Raw genomic sequence first — 17322 nt, 5'->3', positions numbered from 1 at the left:
GTCACTGAAAACGACGCAGTCAGAACCATCACGTTAAAATGGGCGCTGATTGTACCTGCTTAGCGCGAAGATTTCACCTGTATTAAAAATAAACAGCCTACACAAACCGCCGGAATTACCTCACGGCCGACTTATTTGCTGTCGGTGTTGATGCCAGGAATTTCGCTTACTTGCTGTTTTACCGGGAAAAAGCGGTGACCCACCGCTGAGAACATCGCCCCAGCCACAACCACAAACGCACCGACGTAACCAATAAAATTAAGCGATAGAGGCGTAAAGATCGAAGGCCACCCTAACGCTAACAAATCGGAAAACATAAGAGTAAACAGTGGCGTCAGCGTAATAATGGCGCTGACCTGAGCCGCCTGCCAACGCGCCATCGCCTCTGCTAACGCGCCATACCCAACAACCGTATTCACACCACAAAACACTAAGCACACCAGTTGCCAGCTACTGAGTTGTAACAAGACGCCAGGCTTTGCCACTGGTGTAATGAAAATGACACACAGCACATAGAGCAGAAACAGGAGCTGCTGGGATGATAAGCGCCTTAGAAGCACTTTTTGCGCTACCCCATAAGTCACCCAGACCGTCGCAGCGCCCACACCCAACAACACGCCTAATGTGTAGTCACTCAGTCGGGTAAAAATCTCAATCAGGCTCGTGTTAAAGAACATCAACAGGCCGCTCAGCAACGTAATAGCGCCAATCACCTGAGTCACACGCATTTTTTCTTTCAGGATGAGTACGCTGGCAAACATCATCCCGACCGGAGAGAGCTGTCCGATGACTTGAGAAGCCGTAGGGCTGAGATATTTTAATGACGAGCTAAATAGAACAAAGTTACCTAGCAGACCGCACGTTGCGATCAATAGCAAAATCCACCAACGGCGACGTCGTAGCAAACGAAATCGAGGCATCGTTCCCTTAAAATACAGAAGAATGAAAAGCCCGAATGAAGCCATCAAAAATCTATACCAAACAACGGTATACGGATCCATCACACTCAAAACCTGCTTCATAGCGATAGGCAGAGCGCCCCAGCAAACAGCGGTGGTTAAAGCCAGACAAAGCCCCAAGCCTGCATTCTGTTTCATGGTGTTATCCGCAGCGGATGATGTTTACAGTATTGCCAAACGAAAAAAGCCCTGCAACATGTGCAGGGCTTTTAAAAGACTTAGAAACTGTAATTATTCAGCAACGATGCTGATAAATTTACGGTTTTTAGGGCCTTTGATTTCAAACTGAACTTTACCGTTAGACAGTGCAAACAGCGTGTGGTCTTTACCACAACCAACGTTAGTACCGGCGTGGAACTTAGTGCCACGCTGACGAACGATGATGCTGCCTGCCAGAACGGATTCACCGCCGAAACGTTTTACGCCCAGGCGTTTGCTTTCTGAGTCACGGCCGTTACGAGTGGAACCGCCAGCTTTTTTATGTGCCATTATTCGCTCTCCTAAGACTTAAGCGCTGATGCCGGTGATCTTCACTTCAGTGAACCACTGACGGTGACCGGCTTGTTTACGGTAGTGTTTACGGCGACGGAACTTAACGATCTTAACTTTCTCGCCACGACCGTGAGCAACTACCTCAGCCTTGATTTTACCGCCATCGACGTAAGGAACGCCGATTTTGATGTCTTCACCATTAGCGATCATCAGAACCTGGTCAAACTCAACGGCTTCACCAGTTGCGATATCCAGCTTTTCCAAGCGAACGGTCTGGCCTTCGCTTACTCGGTGTTGTTTACCACCACTTTGGAAAACTGCGTACATATAAAACTCCGCTTTCCGCGCACCCTATTGATTTTGGAAGTGCGCTATAAATATTCACAATAGGGCGCGAATTCTACGCAAAAATCTGAAGCATGACAAGTGCAGAATTAAGCAACATGAAGAAAAAGGATACAAGCCATTAACTGCCGTTTATCTGCGTCATTTTTCAAGTACAATCAATACAACCTTTTCTTATTTAACGCCGATCTAGAACAGCAGTACGGCGATAGCGTTGAAGAAATCAGCTGGCAGAAACAATGAATCTAGAACAAATCACAGCATTAAGCTCCCAGGATATGTCCGCCGTTAATACGATTATCCTGGAACATCTGTCCTCCGATGTCGCGCTTATCAATCAGTTGGGCCATTACATTGTCGGCGGCGGTGGAAAACGCATTCGGCCGATGATTGCTGTTCTGGCAGCCAGAGCTTTAGCCTATCGAGGCGACAAGCACGTTACCGTTGCCGCGTTAATCGAATTCATTCACACCGCGACCCTGCTGCATGACGACGTTGTCGATGAATCTGACATGCGCCGGGGAAAAGCGACTGCGAATGCCGCCTTCGGCAACGCCGCCAGCGTATTAGTCGGAGACTTCATCTATACGCGTGCCTTTCAGATGATGACGGGGCTTGGCTCATTGCAGGTTCTCACGGTGATGTCCGATGCGGTCAACGTTATCGCGGAAGGCGAAGTGCTACAGCTGATGAACTGTAACGATCCCAATATCACCGAAGACAGCTACATGCGCGTGATCTACAGCAAGACGGCCCGCTTATTCGAAGCCGCCTCGCAGTCTTCCGCTATTCTGGCCGGCGCAACCACAGAGCAAGAAAACGCATTGAAGGACTATGGACGCTATCTGGGAACAGCATTTCAGCTGATTGACGATTTGCTGGATTACAGCGCAGATGGCGAAACGCTGGGCAAAAATACCGGTGACGATCTTAACGAAGGCAAACCTACCCTGCCGCTGCTACATGCCATGCGTCATGGCACCCCAGAGCAGAGCGCCATGATCCGCGAGGCAATTGAACAGGGTAACGGTCGTCATCTGCTGGCACCGGTGCTTACCGCGATGCAGGAATGCGGATCGCTAGGCTATACCCGTCAGCGCGCAGAAGAAGAAGCAGACAAAGCGATTAGTGCGCTGCAGTGTCTGCCAGAAACGCCCTATCGCCAGGCTTTAGAAGGCTTAGCGCATTTAGCCGTTCAGCGAGAGTTCTGACCGACTCCTTGGGTATCGCTTGCTGGCAACGAGCTATCCAAGCGAGCCAACATCGCCAGAGCACCTTCATGCAGAATATAATTTATCAGTAGCGTGCGCTCGCGTCCTGTTAGCTGGTGATAAACCTGTATCCACGTCGGCAATAATTCAGTCTCTGCTGACGTGATGTATTCTGGGGTGGGTGACTCTTCCATCATTAGCGAGCGCTGAACACTGTCGGGTAAGCTCCAGATAGCGTATTCAACCCCTTTTCCCTGAACGCCTTTACGACGCCGCTTCTCCCAGCCGTTCTCGTTAGCCCTTTTATTGAGCCCCTGTCTGGATGTCGGTAATCCCGCCACACCCAACAGTTCTTTCGTCGCAAACCACTTTTTATCCATACATCCCTCCACGTTGGCCTGACATTCCCTGCGTAACGATTCCCAATAGGGCGACATCAGACACCCGGATTACATAAAGTTTCCACATAATAGATCAACATAAAGGAAAGCTCTAATCATTAAACATAAGAAAAGACGTAATGCGTTAATGCAGTACGGACTCAGGAATCAGGCAGGAATTAACGGGGAGATGAGGACAAGAAGCGCTGCCATTCCTGCAACAGGAATGGCAGAAAAATCATTCAGGGGTCTCGCTTGTAATAGGTGAGGTAGAAGGTGAACACAACCCTAGCTGCTTAAGAGTTGCATAGACGCCTTCCCGCATGATGTAGCTAATCAACTTTTCGCGCTCAGACACGGAAAGTTGTTGATATATCTGCATCCACACCGGTAGCATATCCGATGGCTTCGCTGAATATTCTCCGGGTGTTTCCTGCATCAGCAATAGAGACTGCTGTACGGATTCGGGCAAACTGTGAATGGAATATTCAACACCCCGCCCTTGCACACCTTTTCTGCGACGTTTTTCCCAACCATCTTCTCGGGCACGTTTATTCAATCCTTGCCGTGATTTAGGGAGTCCGCCGATGCCAACCAACTCGCTGGTCGCAAACCACTCTTTTTTCATGTCCATTTCATCCCGATAGTGCTACTCATTACAAAAAAAGATTTATTGGGAAATTAATTTGGAAATAATTAGAAAACTGGTGATATATTATTTCCAAATAATGGTTTTTTAGTTAATGAAACCATTTAACCCAATTCGTTAGTTATACCACTAATACACTGTCGTCTTATAGCACTAAGGGAAGGATTATGAATTCAAGGAAACATGACTGGCACCCTGCTGATATCATTGCGGCGTTAAAGAAAAAAGGTACTACCCTTGCCGCAGTATCACGGTCTGCCGGATTAAGTTCGTCCACGCTTGCTAATGCTATATCTCGCCCATGGCCGAAAGGAGAGTGGCTAATTGCGGATGCGTTAGGGATACATCCTGCCGAAATCTGGCCCAGCCGTTACTACAATCCTGAAACAAACGAACTGCTCGATCGCAAAAAATTGATTCGGCCGCAGTGAACGAAAAAAGCCGGAGAAAGAGTTCTCCGGCTTGTGATCGACAACTGGACTTACCGCGAAGGTTACTTATTGACGAAGGCGACGCCCATCGCAATATCTTCTTTTAACGTCTCCAGCATCTCGTTTAGAGAGCGCTGCTCAAAGTCGCTAAGAGGGCCAATTGGCATACGCTGGGCAATGCCGTCTTTGCCCAGTAACAACGGCTGAGCAAAGAAGCGGGCATATTCGCCATCGCTTTCGACATACGCACATTCCACAATATCGCTTTCACCTTGCAAAGCACGAACCAAAGACACGCCAAAACGTGCGGCCGCCTGGCCCATGGACAAGGTCGCAGAGCCTCCTCCGGCCTTAGCTTCAACCACTTCAGTGCCTGCGTGTTGAATACGATCTGTGAGATCAGCCGCTTCCTGTTCAGTAAAGCTGAGCCCAGGGATCTGCGACAGCAACGGCAGAATAGTCACGCCGGAATGGCCACCAATCACAGGCACCTCTATGTCCTGTGGTTGTTTGCCTTTAAGCTCGGCGGCAAAGACATTGGAGCGAATGATATCCAGTGTCGTCACACCAAAGAGTTTGTTCCGATTATAAACGCCGGCCTTTTTCAAGACTTCCGCAGCAATGGCCACAATAGTATTGACCGGGTTAGTAATAATGCCGAGACAAGCGTTAGGGCAAACACGAGCCACTTGCTCGACCAGATTACGAACGATGCCTGCATTGACGTTGAACAGGTCGGAACGATCCATACCCGGCTTACGAGCCACACCAGCTGAAATCAGAACGACATCAGCCCCTTCGAGTGCGGGAGCCGCATCTTCACCGCAAAAGCCTTTGATTTTAACCGCGGTGGGGATGTGACTTAAATCTACAGCAACACCTGGCGTTACGGGCGCAATATCATAAAGTGATAGCTCTGAGCCTGAAGGAAGCTGGGTTTTGAGAAGAAGTGCCAGAGACTGACCGATACCGCCGGCGGCTCCAAGAACAGCAACTTTCATCTTAAACTCCTTATTTTATTATCATTAGTTAAATATGCCGTGGATTTGTTTCGTTACAAACGTCCGTGCTCATAATAAAAAGTAGAATCAGGCAACCAATCAGCGCGTCGAGAGCGCTATGTGGCGAATAATAAATTAAAATGTACACAGGTTATAAAAATGTAACTAAGGTAAGTAAAGTAACAGGGCGTTATACGCTGAAGGTACCAACCCCGTTCGTTACCTGAGCATGTACAGATTAATCATGGCAAACAAATAACAACTCACTTCATTTGAGTAACATTTCAATTACCTTTATGTGAGTAGTCGCACATTCTCCATTTTTATTTTCGGCTCGCAACTTTTTCCTCACCTAAGCGCGCCATATCGATTGGCTAGGCGCCCAGATTGCATAAAAATTCATTGCGCAGCATAATATCGTTATGATTAACAATGATGGGCTGCAGCCAAATGCGTCATTCAACAAAGCAAGAAGATTTGGTTAAGGCGTTCAATGCGCTATTAAAAGAAGAAAAATTCAGTTCTCAGAGCGAGATTGTGCAGGCACTGCAGGACGAAGGATTTGAAAATATTAACCAGTCCAAAGTCTCAAGAATGCTCACCAAATTTGGCGCGGTCCGCACGCGCAACGCCAAGATGGAGATGGTTTACTGCCTTCCCGCGGAACTTGGCGTGCCCACCACATCCAGTCCGTTAAAAAATCTGGTGCGGGACGTGGACTTCAATGAATCCGTCGTCGTCATTCATACAAGTCCGGGCGCCGCTCAGCTCATCGCACGGCTGTTGGATTCTCTGGGGAAATCAGAAGGAATACTCGGGACGATCGCCGGGGATGACACCATATTTACCACCCCGGCAAAAGGCTTCAGCGTGAAACAGCTGTATGAAGCCATTCTCGCCTTATTTGAGCAAGAGCTTTAAGCCGCCTCACAGAGACGGCAACTCAGCCAGCGGCCAGCGCGGCCGCACCGTCACGCCCAATAAGGTCGTTCCCCCCTGCTGCAATCGAATGGCTCCCGCATAGGCGATCATCGCGCCATTGTCTGTACAAAACTCAGGACGGGCATAGAACACCTCGCCACCGCGTTTAGCCATCACTTCAGACAGTCTTTCTCGCAGTGTACGGTTAGCGCTGACGCCGCCGGCAATGACAAGTCGTTTAAATCCAGTATCATCCAGCGCCCGTCGGCACTTAATTGCTAACGTGTCCACCACCGCATCTTCAAATGCCCGAGCGATATCCGCCTGAGTTTGCTCGTCCTTGCCCTGTTCACGAATCGTATTCGCGGCAAAAGTTTTCAGTCCGGAAAAACTGAAATCCAATCCGGGGCGATCGGTCATTGGACGAGGGAACGTGAAGCGTCCAACCTGCCCTGACTGGGCCATTTTCGACAATAGCGGACCACCGGGGTAATCGAGTCCCAACAGCTTTGCGGTTTTATCGAACGCTTCGCCCGCGGCATCGTCAATTGACTCGCCCAGCAAGCGGTATTCGCCGATCCCCGTCACGCTGATTAACTGGGTGTGCCCCCCCGAAACCAACAAGGCGACAAAGGGAAACGCAGGCGGATTCTCTTCCAGCATAGGGGCAACTAGGTGGCCTTCCATGTGATGAACAGGAATAGCCGGAACATCCCACGCAAATGCCAAAGAACGCCCAATGGTCGCACCAACCAACAGCGCCCCCACCAGACCAGGCCCCGCCGTATAGGCGATCCCGTCGATATCTGTGCGCTGAAGCCCGGCTTCCTGCAAGGCCGCCTGAATCAAGGGTACGGTTTTACGGACGTGATCGCGGGAAGCGAGCTCTGGAACGACACCGCCATAATCTGCATGCAGTTTGACCTGGCTATAGAGCTGGTTTGCCAGCAGACCGGCTTCAGTGTCATAAATCGCGACTCCCGTTTCATCACAGGACGTTTCAATACCCAATACGCGCATTGCTGTTTTTTCACTCTCGGTTACGGTTAACAAGCGGCTTGCTTCAAGCGGCGAATAGTCTACCATAAGCGCTCCCATTTGAGCGTGGACATAAGACCGCGAGGTTTGTTATTGCCGCAGTGCTTTACAACGACCTCGTAGTTGCAGTAGAATTCCGCACCATTTTGAAAAGGCTGGCACCAGGTCAGCGACAAACCGAATTTATTGAGGTGAGAGGCACATGCCGGTAATTAAAGTACGTGAAAACGAGCCGTTCGACGTAGCTCTGCGTCGCTTCAAGCGTTCCTGCGAAAAAGCAGGGGTTTTGGCAGAAGTTCGTCGTCGTGAGTTTTATGAAAAACCGACTACTGAACGTAAACGCGCTAAAGCGTCTGCAGTAAAACGCCACGCGAAGAAACTGGCTCGAGAAAACGCACGCCGCACTCGTCTGTATTAATTTTAGGAGGTGCCGCCTCCGATCGCGTGATTAATCCGCAGACTTAGCAGTTGCATACGAAGGCCGTGCATTTCCGAAAGGAATGCGCGGCTTGTTGTCGTTTATAAGCTATGAATCAGGGGCTTATGGCTGGACGAATCCCACGCGTATTTATTGGTGACCTGTTGGCTCGCACCGACATCGTCGACTTGATCGACGCGCGCGTGAAGCTGAAGAAACAGGGCAAGAATTATCACGCGTGTTGTCCATTTCATCACGAGAAAACCCCTTCATTCACTGTTAACGGCGATAAGCAGTTCTACCACTGTTTCGGCTGCGGTGCCCATGGTAACGCCATCGATTTTTTAATGAATTTCGACAGACTGGAATTCGTTGAAACCATTGAGGAACTGGCGACCATGCATGGCCTTGAGGTGCCTTACGAGGCAGGTTCAGGGCCCACTCAGCTCGAACGTCATCAGCGGCAGAGCTTGTACGGGCTGATGGAACAATTGAGCACGTTTTACCAACAAACTCTACATCAGCCGCCGGCACCCCAGCCAAAACCTATCTGGCGAATCGTGGTCTCAGTGACGACATCATCAGGCATTTTGCGATTGGATGCGCGCCGCCCGGATGGGATAACGCGTTAAAACGTTTTGGCCGCAGCAGCGAAGATAAAAGAACGCTGAACGATGCGGGCATGTTGGTGACTAACGATCAAGGCCGAACTTATGATCGTTTCCGCGAACGCGTCATGTTCCCTATCCGGGACAAGCGAGGACGTGTTATCGCATTCGGCGGTCGGGTATTAGGGGACGGCGTTCCCAAATACCTTAACTCGCCGGAAACAGAGATCTTTCATAAGGGTCGCCAGCTTTATGGCCTGTATGAAGCTCAGCAAAAACATCCCGAGCTGAGACAGCTGTTGGTGGTGGAAGGGTATATGGACGTCGTCGCTCTGGCGCAGTTCGGCATTGACTATGCCGTGGCTTCTCTGGGGACGTCAACGACCGCAGATCACATTCAGTTGCTCTTCCGCGCAACCGATCGCGTTGTCTGCTGCTACGACGGTGATAGAGCCGGGCGAGATGCTGCATGGCGCGCGCTGGAAACAGCCCTGCCTTATCTGGACGATGGACGCCAACTGCTGTTCATGTTTTTACCGGATGGCGAAGACCCGGACACGCTGGTGAGGCAGGAAGGGAAAACCGCTTTTGAGCAGCGTATCGAACAGGCAATGCCGCTATCTTCATTCCTGTTCGACACGCTGTTACAACAGGTCGACATGAGCACGCCGGATGGCCGTACCAAGTTAAGTACGTTGGCACTGCCGCTGATCGGTCAGGTGCCGGGCGAAACGCTGCGGTTATATTTACGCCAGCAGTTGGGCAAAAAGCTGGGATTGCTGGATGATTCCCAGCTTGATCGTTTGATGCCCAAGACGACGGAGCACTCATCGTCTTATCAGCCTCCACGGCTAAAAGTCACAACTATGCGTATACTGATAGGACTTTTAGTACAAAATCCCCGGCTGGCGGCCGAGGTACCGGCGCTGGCGCTGGAAGGCAGCGACGAAAGTAAAATGGCGGGACTGGGCTTATTCCTCGATCTGGTTCAGACCTGCAATGAAAGTCCGGGCATGAGCATGGGACTGTTGTTGGAAAAATATCGCGACAGTCACTATCGCAAACAGCTTGAAACCATGGCTGCCTGGAACCATATGATCGTAGATGAGGAGATCGAGGAAAAATTCAGGATCAGCCTGGCTGAACTTTACGATCAATTGCTGCAGCTTCGTCTGGACACGCTGATAGCCCGAGATAGAACACATGGGCTCAGTGCGGAAGAACGAAAGGAACTCTGGTCATTGCAGCTGGCCCTTACAAGAAAAAACTGATTACCGAGGCTTAATTGCCGATAAATAGTAGGGTTGAACCCTACAGAGTGCCGTGACGGGGGCTGCGGCGATAGCAAAAACCCCTACTGTTATTGTCAGCGATTACGCTGACCGACACCAACCCAAATACTCTGAAGTGTGGATACCGTCTTATGGAGCAAAACCCGCAGTCACAGCTCAAGCTTCTTGTCACCCGTGGTAAAGAGCAAGGCTACCTGACCTATGCTGAGGTCAATGACCATCTGCCGGAAGATATCATCGACTCCGACCAGATCGAAGACATCATCCAGATGATCAATGACATGGGCATCCAGGTGATGGAAGAAGCACCGGATGCAGATGATCTTCTGCTGGCAGAAAATACCAATGACGCAGACGAAGATGCGGCAGAGGCAGCTGCGCAGGTGTTATCCAGCGTTGAATCCGAAATTGGCCGCACGACCGACCCAGTGCGCATGTACATGCGTGAAATGGGTACCGTTGAACTTCTGACGCGCGAAGGTGAGATTGATATCGCCAAACGCATTGAAGATGGTATTAACCAAGTTCAGTGCTCTGTGGCCGAGTATCCGGAAGCCATCACCTATCTGTTGGATCAGTACGATCGCGTTGAAGCCGGCGAAAGCCGCTTGTCCGATCTAATCACCGGTTTTGTCGATCCCAATGCGGAAGAAGACATCGCACCCACCGCGACTCACGTGGGCTCCGAGCTTCCCAGTAAAGAACTCGATGACAACGATGACGATGACGACGATGACGACAGCGATGACGACAACAGCATCGATCCGGAACTGGCTCGCCAGAAATTCACCGATCTACGCGATCAGTATGAAGTGACTCGTCAGACCATCAAGGCCAACGGTCGCAGTCATGCCAAAGCCGCGCTGGAAATTCTGAATCTGTCCGAAGTCTTCAAACAGTTCCGTCTGGTACCTAAACAGTTCGACTTCCTGGTCAACAGTATGCGTACCATGATGGATCGCGTGCGTACGCAGGAACGTCTGATCATGAAGTACTGCATCGAGCAGTGCAAAATGCCGAAGAAAAACTTTGTGACGCTGTTTGGCGGCAACGAAACCAACGATAAGTGGTTCGATGCGGCTCTGGCCATGAATAAACCATGGTCCGAAAAACTGCGCGAAGTGCAGGACGACGTTCATCGCAGCATGTTGAAACTGCAGCAGATCGAAGAAGAAACCGGGCTGACGATCGAACAGGTTAAAGACATCAACCGCCGTATGTCTATTGGTGAAGCGAAGGCGCGCCGTGCCAAGAAAGAGATGGTTGAGGCGAACCTGCGTTTGGTGATCTCCATCGCCAAAAAATACACCAACCGTGGCCTGCAGTTCCTGGATCTGATTCAGGAAGGAAACATTGGTTTGATGAAAGCCGTGGACAAGTTTGAATATCGTCGCGGTTACAAGTTCTCAACCTATGCCACCTGGTGGATCCGTCAGGCAATCACTCGCTCTATCGCCGACCAGGCGCGTACCATTCGTATCCCGGTACATATGATTGAAACCATCAACAAACTCAATCGTATTTCGCGCCAGATGCTGCAGGAAATGGGTCGCGAACCAACGCCAGAAGAGCTGGCAGAACGTATGCTGATGCCGGAAGACAAAATCCGCAAAGTGTTGAAGATCGCGAAAGAGCCTATCTCGATGGAAACGCCGATCGGCGATGACGAAGATTCGCATCTGGGCGACTTCATTGAAGATACCACGCTGGAACTGCCGCTCGATTCAGCAACGTCAGAAAGCCTGCGTTCTGCAACGCATGACGTTCTGGCAGGTCTGACGGCTCGCGAAGCGAAAGTCTTGCGCATGCGCTTTGGTATCGACATGAACACCGACCATACGCTGGAAGAAGTCGGCAAACAGTTTGACGTTACGCGTGAGCGTATCCGTCAGATTGAAGCTAAAGCTCTGCGTAAACTGCGTCACCCTAGCCGTTCTGAAGTGCTTCGCAGCTTCCTGGACGACTAATTCTGTCTGTTTAAGTATAGGATCGGTAAGCCGATCCTATACTTACCCTTCCTACAGACATACAGGCAAAAACAGATGAAAACCTACCACCTCAACGCATGCATCGCTCTTGCGGCATTCCTCTCATTTTCTTCCTTCGCAGCCAACCACTCCCTGAGCGGTTGTCAGGCAAAAGAGCACAACATCGAACAGGAAATTTCTCAGGCTAAAGCGCAGGGTAATCACAACCGCGTGGCCGGACTGGAGAAAGCGCTGAAAGAAGCAAAGGCAAACTGCACGGACAGCGCGCTGCACAATAAGCGTGAGCAAAACGTCAATGAGAAACAGCACAAGGTGCAAGAACTTGAGCGCGAAGTTCAGGAAGCCAAACAGTCAGGTAAAGCGGATAAAGTCAGTAAAAAAACCGCCAAACTGGAAGAAGCGCGCCATGAGCTGAAGCAAGCTCAGGCGGAGCTCACCCACTAACTAATTCAGCATACCCGGTGGTTGGCGGATGGCGGAGACTGCCTCCGTCCCGCGACCGGGTTTTCTTTCATTACCTTTCCATCGCTAGGCCTGCAACGCCCGATAGAGCTCATGGTAGGATGCCGTCAGTGATTCCAGCGTCGCACGATTCAATCCGCTCGGATTCGGTAAAACCCACACCTGAGTTTGTCCCAGAAAAATATCTTGCTGGCCCCATTCCACTTTGCTGCGGCCAAACGCCTGGGAAAACGCCTGCTTACCCAGCACGGCAAGAGCCTGTGGCTGATATTGCATGACCTTTTCGCGCAATAGCTCCCCACCCTGCTTTAACTCGTGGCGTGCCAACTCCGAGGCTTCCACGGTGGGTCTTTCCACGAGCATGGTTATCCCACAGCCATAATCCGGCAGGAGACCCTCTTCTTCCGGGGCCAACTGACGATGGGTAAACCCCGCCTGATGAATTACCCGCCAGAAACGATTATTGGCATTTGCAAAATGATAGCCGTGATGTGCAGTAGACAGACCAGGGTTGATACCACAAAAAACCACCTGAAGATGTGAAGCCAGAATATCCGTTATCATCTCTACCTCCTTATGTTGTTTCGGACGTTTATGACAAATTCCGGCAATAATAACAACAGGCTAGCCTTGTGTAGAAAAACGCCACCTGACCGTACATCTATAGACCTACCTATAAAGGGTAACGTATAATCAGCACCCGCTGGCCCCTTAGCTCAGTGGTTAGAGCAGGCGACTCATAATCGCTTGGTCGTTGGTTCAAACCCAACAGGGGCCACCAAATTTTAGCTTTAAAATCATGAAATTAAGCCACTCTCGCGAGTGGCTTTTTTGTTGGGAAATCGGATAGTGTCGCAAAAATGTCGCACGGTTTTTCTTGTCTCGCATATAGGTATAAAAAAACCTGCTTTCGCGGGCTTATCAGTGAAGCAAGGACGGCTGTTTTTCATTTTGCGTAAAAATCGGCACTTTATTAGTTTGCCCTGGCGATACAATCATCCCGGCAATGATTTCATGGGTTTTGAATGTACAGCTGCAATTTATGTTTTGGCTCTGTGACGGCCCCCCCTGATAGCTGTTTGCATCATTGAAGAGGTTCAGTGCCTTTAGTTTTCTTGGCAGTGCCATTGCAATTCCTTAGCTATTTACGGAGGCGACAAAGTTCGCCAGATAAGTGTCGGTAATACGCTGGCGTAAGGTCAGATCTTCCAGCGGAGGAACCGGCGTGTAGTCGTAGTCGTAGTCGATAAAGAGCTTGCCCGCTTTCAGCGTGTCTTTATCGTTGGCGGTATCGTCGTACCAGCAGGACGCGCCGAGGAGATAACCGGCCGAGACCAACTCACGGAATTTGGCATTGATACCCGCGATAATATCGCGTACCAATACCGGCGTTAGCGGTTTATCGTTGGCCCACATATGCGCCTCAGCCATCGTATCGGCCAGCACCTGCGCAGTGCGGGTATAGTTCTCAAACTGGAAAAGCGGATCGTCGCTACAGGTACGGTTTCCCCAGAAGCGAAAGCCATCTTTGCGAATAAGAGTGGTCACACAGGCTTCATTAAGCAGATCGGCGTCAGTGCCCGTCTGCTGTAAATCCCAAAATACGCCCGCCGAAATTCCGGTCACGCCATTCACACCGACGTTTGACAACGTTTTATGCCAGCCAGTGTCGTTGTCGATTTTGGCGCGCAGCCCTAGTGCTCTAGCGGTGGCGTACGCCGTCTGTGACTGATTGGCCGAAGTGTTCCAGGCAATAAAATCAGGCCAGATCACCATGATTTCGCGCTGGCTGAAGTTGTCGCGATAGAGGCATGCTTCGGAAACGGTTTTGCAATTCCACGCCGACACATAGCAAAAGGCACGCAGCTGTTGCGCGATACTGGCAAGCGCCGTCGCCACTTCCAGCGAGTCGAGACCCGGCGCGCCAAGAATTCGCGGTTTAACGTCAAGCTGCGTTTGCGCGGCCAGCAGTGCTTTCATGCCGGTGTACTGCCCGTTCTCGTCTGTCTTGCCGATGATGTTGGAAATGGTTTCAGCTTCGGTGGCCCCCTCGGCGACGCGTACGACGACTGTGACGGGCTTCGCCTGATCGGCGATAGCCTGCAATGAGGTGGCGAGTGTCCCTTTCGTTCCTGCCTTACCGATGGCAGACAGTACATTAGTGATCAAGACCGGTGTATTCAGCGGAAACGTACCTGCATCAGCATCCTCGGCGGTACACACCATGCCGACGATGGCGGTTGATACGGTGGAGATAGTGCGCGTGCCGTCGTTGATTTCTACGACGCGAACACCGTGGTGATAATCTGCCATCTGTTGCACTCCTGATTGAAGGTGTGCTCAGGGTGGCAGGCCATAAAGGGGGACGCATGTTATTACGGCTTAGTGGTCTGCCAGCGGGCAGGATCCCGCCTGCGGCGTTTAATCATGGCACACTGGCAGGACATAGGTAGCCGTGTAATAATTAATCATCGGTCTATGATGCTACGCCGCCGGTTATGCCAGGACGGCACAAGCCTTTCCGACACGACACCGTATTCTGTTGATATAGTTGATTTTATAGTAAAAGGATTATTACTATGCCGGGAGCCGCCCGTCTAAACGATATAGGTAGTGGCCACGCGTGTTTTCCAGCCACTCCCGTCGTCGAAGGTAGTCAGGACGTTATCATCAATGGCCAGCCCGCCGCACGACAAGGTGACGCCATTCAGCTCCACGGTTGCCCCTGCCCCAACATGCCCACGGTCTTCATCCGCGTCAGATAGCCGCAGGTTCCTCCACCGTCATCATTAACGGTAAGCAAGCCGTCCGTATCGGAGACGATATCAACTGCGGTGGCAATATCGTGACCGGAAGCAGTAACGTCATTATCGGGGATACCCCTTATCAATCTCCGGTTGCTGGCTGTGCGCAACAATCCGCCCAGCGGCGTGATCCACTCCTCGCTTTATCGCCTATGTTGACCATCCCGCCAGTTTTTGCGAAATCCTGCCTGCGCGGTGAAGGCTGTACTGACGCGGGAACGGAGAAAGAGACGGTTGATAACTTTGGGCAGACGGCGTTATTTGCTCAGCCCGTCGTCGACGATTGCTGTGGGTATCATCGCCCTCACGTAAACAAACCGGTGGTACAGCACGCGCAAGCTGCGAAGAAGAAAAACCCCTCTCAGTTGACTGAACCGACCGCGGCATCAACACCTGTTCAACTCACTGGCTCGGAGCTTGGTATAAAACGCTTTATTACCTGATGTCCTCAAAGGAAATAGCAGTAACGCCGACGCCATTAGCTAAATCAGCCATCACGCCAGTTGCCGCTGCCGCGGTTCCCGTGGCTACGATGTCTGCCGGAAACACGGTAGCAACCCGAGCCGCCGTCACCACGATGACGCAGGTTTGGGGGCAAGTGACATTGACTGAAGGCACACTGGCGGCATCAAGCACGGTGCCTTTACTCGGTGTGCTGTTTGCCGCTTTTTACAGCCAATCAGTCGGCGAAGGCAGCGACAAAGTACCGGGACGTGATGATCACTGGCTGGAAGATACCCTACGGCAAAAAGGCTGGGCAGGAGAAACCGCTACGACCCGCGTGCGCTTTTTCTGGCGTCCCGACATTCACGGCAAGATGCAGGTCTACGGTGTTCATACCGGCGAAGGCACGCCGTACGAAGGTGTGCGCGTCGCAAATATGGTGTGGAAACCCGAGCAAAGCCGCTACGAATTTACGCCCGCACCGGGCGTCGACGGCCCGAAAATCACCTGGACGCCCGCCAATCCGGAAGGCTCTGAGCCAATATCGCAGACAGAAACGCCGGTCGCCCCTATCGATCAACCAACCATCCTGGTACACCCCATCCCGGACAGCGCAGAGGAAACAACAACTCCGCCGTTCCCGATGCCGGATGAGCAAGACTTTAATGACTGGATACTGGTATTCCCGGCGGACTCTGGCATAAAGCCGATTTATATATATTTATCAGAAGATAAGGTTTCATATACACACGGATACAAACATTACCCACCGAAGGGATTACCGTGGCGTGAAGTTGTTAAAAGTACGAAAAGCGGGCCAGCTAAATTTAAACCTGATATAGATATCCCATCCATGGATGGTGACGTTTGGGAGCGTGGTACACCAACATCAAATGGTCAAAATTGGAAGATCATGAAATTTGATGAAGTAAAAGGAGCATACAAAGGAAAGGAAACTATGTGGGTAGTCACAAAGGAGTCTCAAGGAACCATTCACTCTCATCCTATCGGCGAACAAGAAGCACAGAGGTTAATGAAATGACACGCGACATCATGATTCTAGGCGAAAAATATAACATTCAATCATTAGATAATGTTTTCGACGAATTATCTGGCATCAACTTTGATAAAACTGCCACAGAAGAGATCGATAAATTGGATGAGGATTTATTAATGATATCTTATTCGAATGGAGACTTGATAGATGTGGGATGGTATCCATCATTTGAAGTGCCTGGTGCTTTTAAAATCTACATAATAAAAAATGGGGATTGGGAAAACCCATTTTTTGAAGAGGTCATGCCTTGGGATGTTGAAGTGCTAAGAAATAAAATAAAAGAATCTATAAAAAAACTAGAAATGCAGTAACCATCAGTTAATAAATGGAAAACCCCATACTCATTCATCTGACTAACTGGCTGCTAAAAATGGGTCACCAAGAGCCATAACGTCTAAAATTGATATATAGTGACCCGGCACATGAAATCAGCAAGCTTAAAATAAACATACCTTAAAATTTATTTATACATACAAAAAACAGCCCCCGAAATGAAACTTAAAAAAAATATTAACGATTATACAGAGAGTGAATTCATCGATTTTTTGAAAAAGTTTTTTGAAAATCCTAACAAATTTAAAGGTAGAGAATTAAAAAACCACATAGGGAAATTAGTTTCTCACTTTGAAAAAATTGTCGAGCACCCAGAAGGTAACGGTCTAATCTTCAACCCGTCCGATGATCGAGACGACTCACCTGAAGCTGTGATCAATGAGATAAAGAGGTGGCGAAAATCGCAAGGATTATCACTTTTTAAATATTTGGACTGCTCCTGCCACGGTAGACAATCCAGCCCTATATCAGAGTCGTAACCCCTAAACG

General features: G+C 50.2%; 18 protein-coding genes, 1 tRNA gene and 2 pseudogenes. 11 read left to right on the top strand and 10 right to left on the bottom strand.

The window, feature by feature from the left end:
• Nucleotides 1-131: 131 nt before the first annotated feature.
• The 3 genes from AU509_RS10045 to rplU all read right to left on the bottom strand — a co-directional run bounded on the left by AU509_RS10045 (nucleotide 132) and on the right by rplU (nucleotide 1778).
• Nucleotides 132-1097 carry a DMT family transporter gene (locus AU509_RS10045; RefSeq protein ID WP_085651595.1) on the bottom strand — a complete coding sequence of 322 codons (966 nt, stop codon included), beginning with the start codon at nucleotides 1095-1097 and terminating at the stop codon, nucleotides 132-134.
• A gap of 93 nt (nucleotides 1098-1190) precedes the next feature.
• Nucleotides 1191-1448, bottom strand: a complete 258-nt coding sequence (gene rpmA, locus AU509_RS10040; protein ID WP_026739628.1) for a 50S ribosomal protein L27 — start codon at nucleotides 1446-1448, stop codon at nucleotides 1191-1193.
• A gap of 18 nt (nucleotides 1449-1466) precedes the next feature.
• The gene (gene rplU, locus AU509_RS10035; protein ID WP_026739627.1) at nucleotides 1467-1778 is read right to left on the bottom strand and encodes a 50S ribosomal protein L21; all 312 of its coding nucleotides are present in this window, start codon (nucleotides 1776-1778) and stop codon (nucleotides 1467-1469) included.
• Nucleotides 1779-2035: 257 nt separating this feature from the next.
• Between rplU and ispB the strand changes: the two genes are divergently transcribed.
• On the top strand, nucleotides 2036-3007 hold the full coding sequence (gene ispB / locus AU509_RS10030; RefSeq protein WP_085651594.1) for an octaprenyl diphosphate synthase: 972 nt from the start codon (nucleotides 2036-2038) through the stop codon (nucleotides 3005-3007).
• Here the strand turns inward: ispB and AU509_RS10025 are convergent.
• Together AU509_RS10025 and AU509_RS10020 are read right to left on the bottom strand one after the other, a co-directional pair.
• Entirely contained in the window at nucleotides 2992-3387 is a 396-nt protein-coding gene (locus tag AU509_RS10025) for a DNA-binding protein (protein WP_085651593.1), read from the bottom strand. The two genes, ispB and AU509_RS10025, sit on opposite strands and share 16 nt — an antisense overlap.
• A 238-nt stretch (nucleotides 3388-3625) precedes the next feature.
• Nucleotides 3626-4015, bottom strand: a complete 390-nt coding sequence (locus AU509_RS10020; RefSeq protein WP_085651632.1) for a DNA-binding protein — start codon at nucleotides 4013-4015, stop codon at nucleotides 3626-3628.
• 188 nt (nucleotides 4016-4203) lie between these two features.
• Between AU509_RS10020 and AU509_RS10015 the strand changes: the two genes are divergently transcribed.
• Nucleotides 4204-4467 carry a helix-turn-helix domain-containing protein gene (locus AU509_RS10015; RefSeq protein WP_085651592.1) on the top strand — a complete coding sequence of 88 codons (264 nt, stop codon included), beginning with the start codon at nucleotides 4204-4206 and terminating at the stop codon, nucleotides 4465-4467.
• 62 nt (nucleotides 4468-4529) lie between these two features.
• Here the strand turns inward: AU509_RS10015 and mdh are convergent, their stop codons facing one another.
• Nucleotides 4530-5468, bottom strand: coding sequence for a malate dehydrogenase (gene mdh / locus AU509_RS10010; protein ID WP_085651591.1), 939 nt, complete (start codon nucleotides 5466-5468; stop codon nucleotides 4530-4532).
• Between the two features lie 450 nt (nucleotides 5469-5918).
• Here mdh and argR point away from each other — a divergent pair, with 450 nt between their 5' ends.
• A complete protein-coding gene (gene argR / locus AU509_RS10005; protein WP_085651631.1) occupies nucleotides 5919-6389 on the top strand; it encodes a transcriptional regulator ArgR in 471 nt (156 codons plus the stop codon).
• 6 nt (nucleotides 6390-6395) lie between these two features.
• Here the strand turns inward: argR and tsaD are convergent, their stop codons facing one another.
• On the bottom strand, nucleotides 6396-7409 hold the full coding sequence (gene tsaD, locus AU509_RS10000) for a tRNA (adenosine(37)-N6)-threonylcarbamoyltransferase complex transferase subunit TsaD (RefSeq protein ID WP_094118255.1): 1014 nt from the start codon (nucleotides 7407-7409) through the stop codon (nucleotides 6396-6398).
• Between the two features lie 220 nt (nucleotides 7410-7629).
• Between tsaD and rpsU the strand changes: the two genes are divergently transcribed.
• The 4 genes and pseudogenes from rpsU to AU509_RS09980 all read left to right on the top strand — a co-directional run bounded on the left by rpsU (nucleotide 7630) and on the right by AU509_RS09980 (nucleotide 12177).
• Nucleotides 7630-7845, top strand: a complete 216-nt coding sequence (rpsU, locus tag AU509_RS09995) for a 30S ribosomal protein S21 (RefSeq protein WP_001144069.1) — start codon at nucleotides 7630-7632, stop codon at nucleotides 7843-7845.
• Nucleotides 7846-7970: 125 nt separating this feature from the next.
• Nucleotides 7971-9724, top strand: a pseudogene (dnaG, locus tag AU509_RS09990) (DNA primase).
• 152 nt (nucleotides 9725-9876) lie between these two features.
• Nucleotides 9877-11712: an RNA polymerase sigma factor RpoD gene (rpoD, locus tag AU509_RS09985; protein WP_085651589.1), complete on the top strand. Its 1836-nt coding sequence runs from the start codon at nucleotides 9877-9879 to the stop codon at nucleotides 11710-11712.
• A 75-nt stretch (nucleotides 11713-11787) separates the two neighbouring features.
• Nucleotides 11788-12177: a DUF1090 domain-containing protein gene (locus AU509_RS09980; protein WP_085651588.1), complete on the top strand. Its 390-nt coding sequence runs from the start codon at nucleotides 11788-11790 to the stop codon at nucleotides 12175-12177.
• 84 nt (nucleotides 12178-12261) lie between these two features.
• On the opposite strand, the gene mug is transcribed toward AU509_RS09980, so the two are convergent.
• Nucleotides 12262-12759, bottom strand: coding sequence for a G/U mismatch-specific DNA glycosylase (gene mug / locus AU509_RS09975; protein WP_085651587.1), 498 nt, complete (start codon nucleotides 12757-12759; stop codon nucleotides 12262-12264).
• A 141-nt stretch (nucleotides 12760-12900) separates the two neighbouring features.
• On the opposite strand from mug, the gene AU509_RS09970 reads away from it, so the two are divergent.
• Nucleotides 12901-12976, top strand: a tRNA-Ile gene (locus tag AU509_RS09970).
• Nucleotides 12977-13116: 140 nt separating this feature from the next.
• On the opposite strand, the gene AU509_RS09965 is transcribed toward AU509_RS09970, so the two are convergent.
• The gene (locus tag AU509_RS09965; protein WP_244201020.1) at nucleotides 13117-13323 is read right to left on the bottom strand and encodes an Ogr/Delta-like zinc finger protein; all 207 of its coding nucleotides are present in this window, start codon (nucleotides 13321-13323) and stop codon (nucleotides 13117-13119) included.
• A 9-nt stretch (nucleotides 13324-13332) separates the two neighbouring features.
• Nucleotides 13333-14508, bottom strand: a complete 1176-nt coding sequence (locus AU509_RS09960; RefSeq protein WP_094118254.1) for a phage tail sheath protein — start codon at nucleotides 14506-14508, stop codon at nucleotides 13333-13335.
• Between the two features lie 266 nt (nucleotides 14509-14774).
• On the opposite strand from AU509_RS09960, the pseudogene AU509_RS18630 reads away from it, so the two are divergent.
• The 3 genes and pseudogenes from AU509_RS18630 (at nucleotide 14775) to AU509_RS09940 (ending at nucleotide 17312) form a co-directional block, all read left to right on the top strand.
• Nucleotides 14775-16485, top strand: a pseudogene (locus tag AU509_RS18630) (S-type pyocin domain-containing protein).
• The gene (locus tag AU509_RS09945; protein WP_094118252.1) at nucleotides 16482-16811 is read left to right on the top strand and encodes a hypothetical protein; all 330 of its coding nucleotides are present in this window, start codon (nucleotides 16482-16484) and stop codon (nucleotides 16809-16811) included. Before AU509_RS18630 ends, AU509_RS09945 begins: the two are co-directional and overlap by 4 nt.
• A gap of 180 nt (nucleotides 16812-16991) precedes the next feature.
• Nucleotides 16992-17312: a bacteriocin immunity protein gene (locus AU509_RS09940; protein ID WP_094118251.1), complete on the top strand. Its 321-nt coding sequence runs from the start codon at nucleotides 16992-16994 to the stop codon at nucleotides 17310-17312.
• The last annotated feature ends 10 nt before the right edge of the window (nucleotides 17313-17322 follow it).

The sequence above is a fragment of the Lonsdalea britannica genome, assembly GCF_002111595.1.
GTDB classification, from domain to species: Bacteria; Pseudomonadota; Gammaproteobacteria; order Enterobacterales; family Enterobacteriaceae; genus Lonsdalea; species Lonsdalea britannica.
This window is presented reverse-complemented; position numbering and strand designations above follow the sequence as displayed.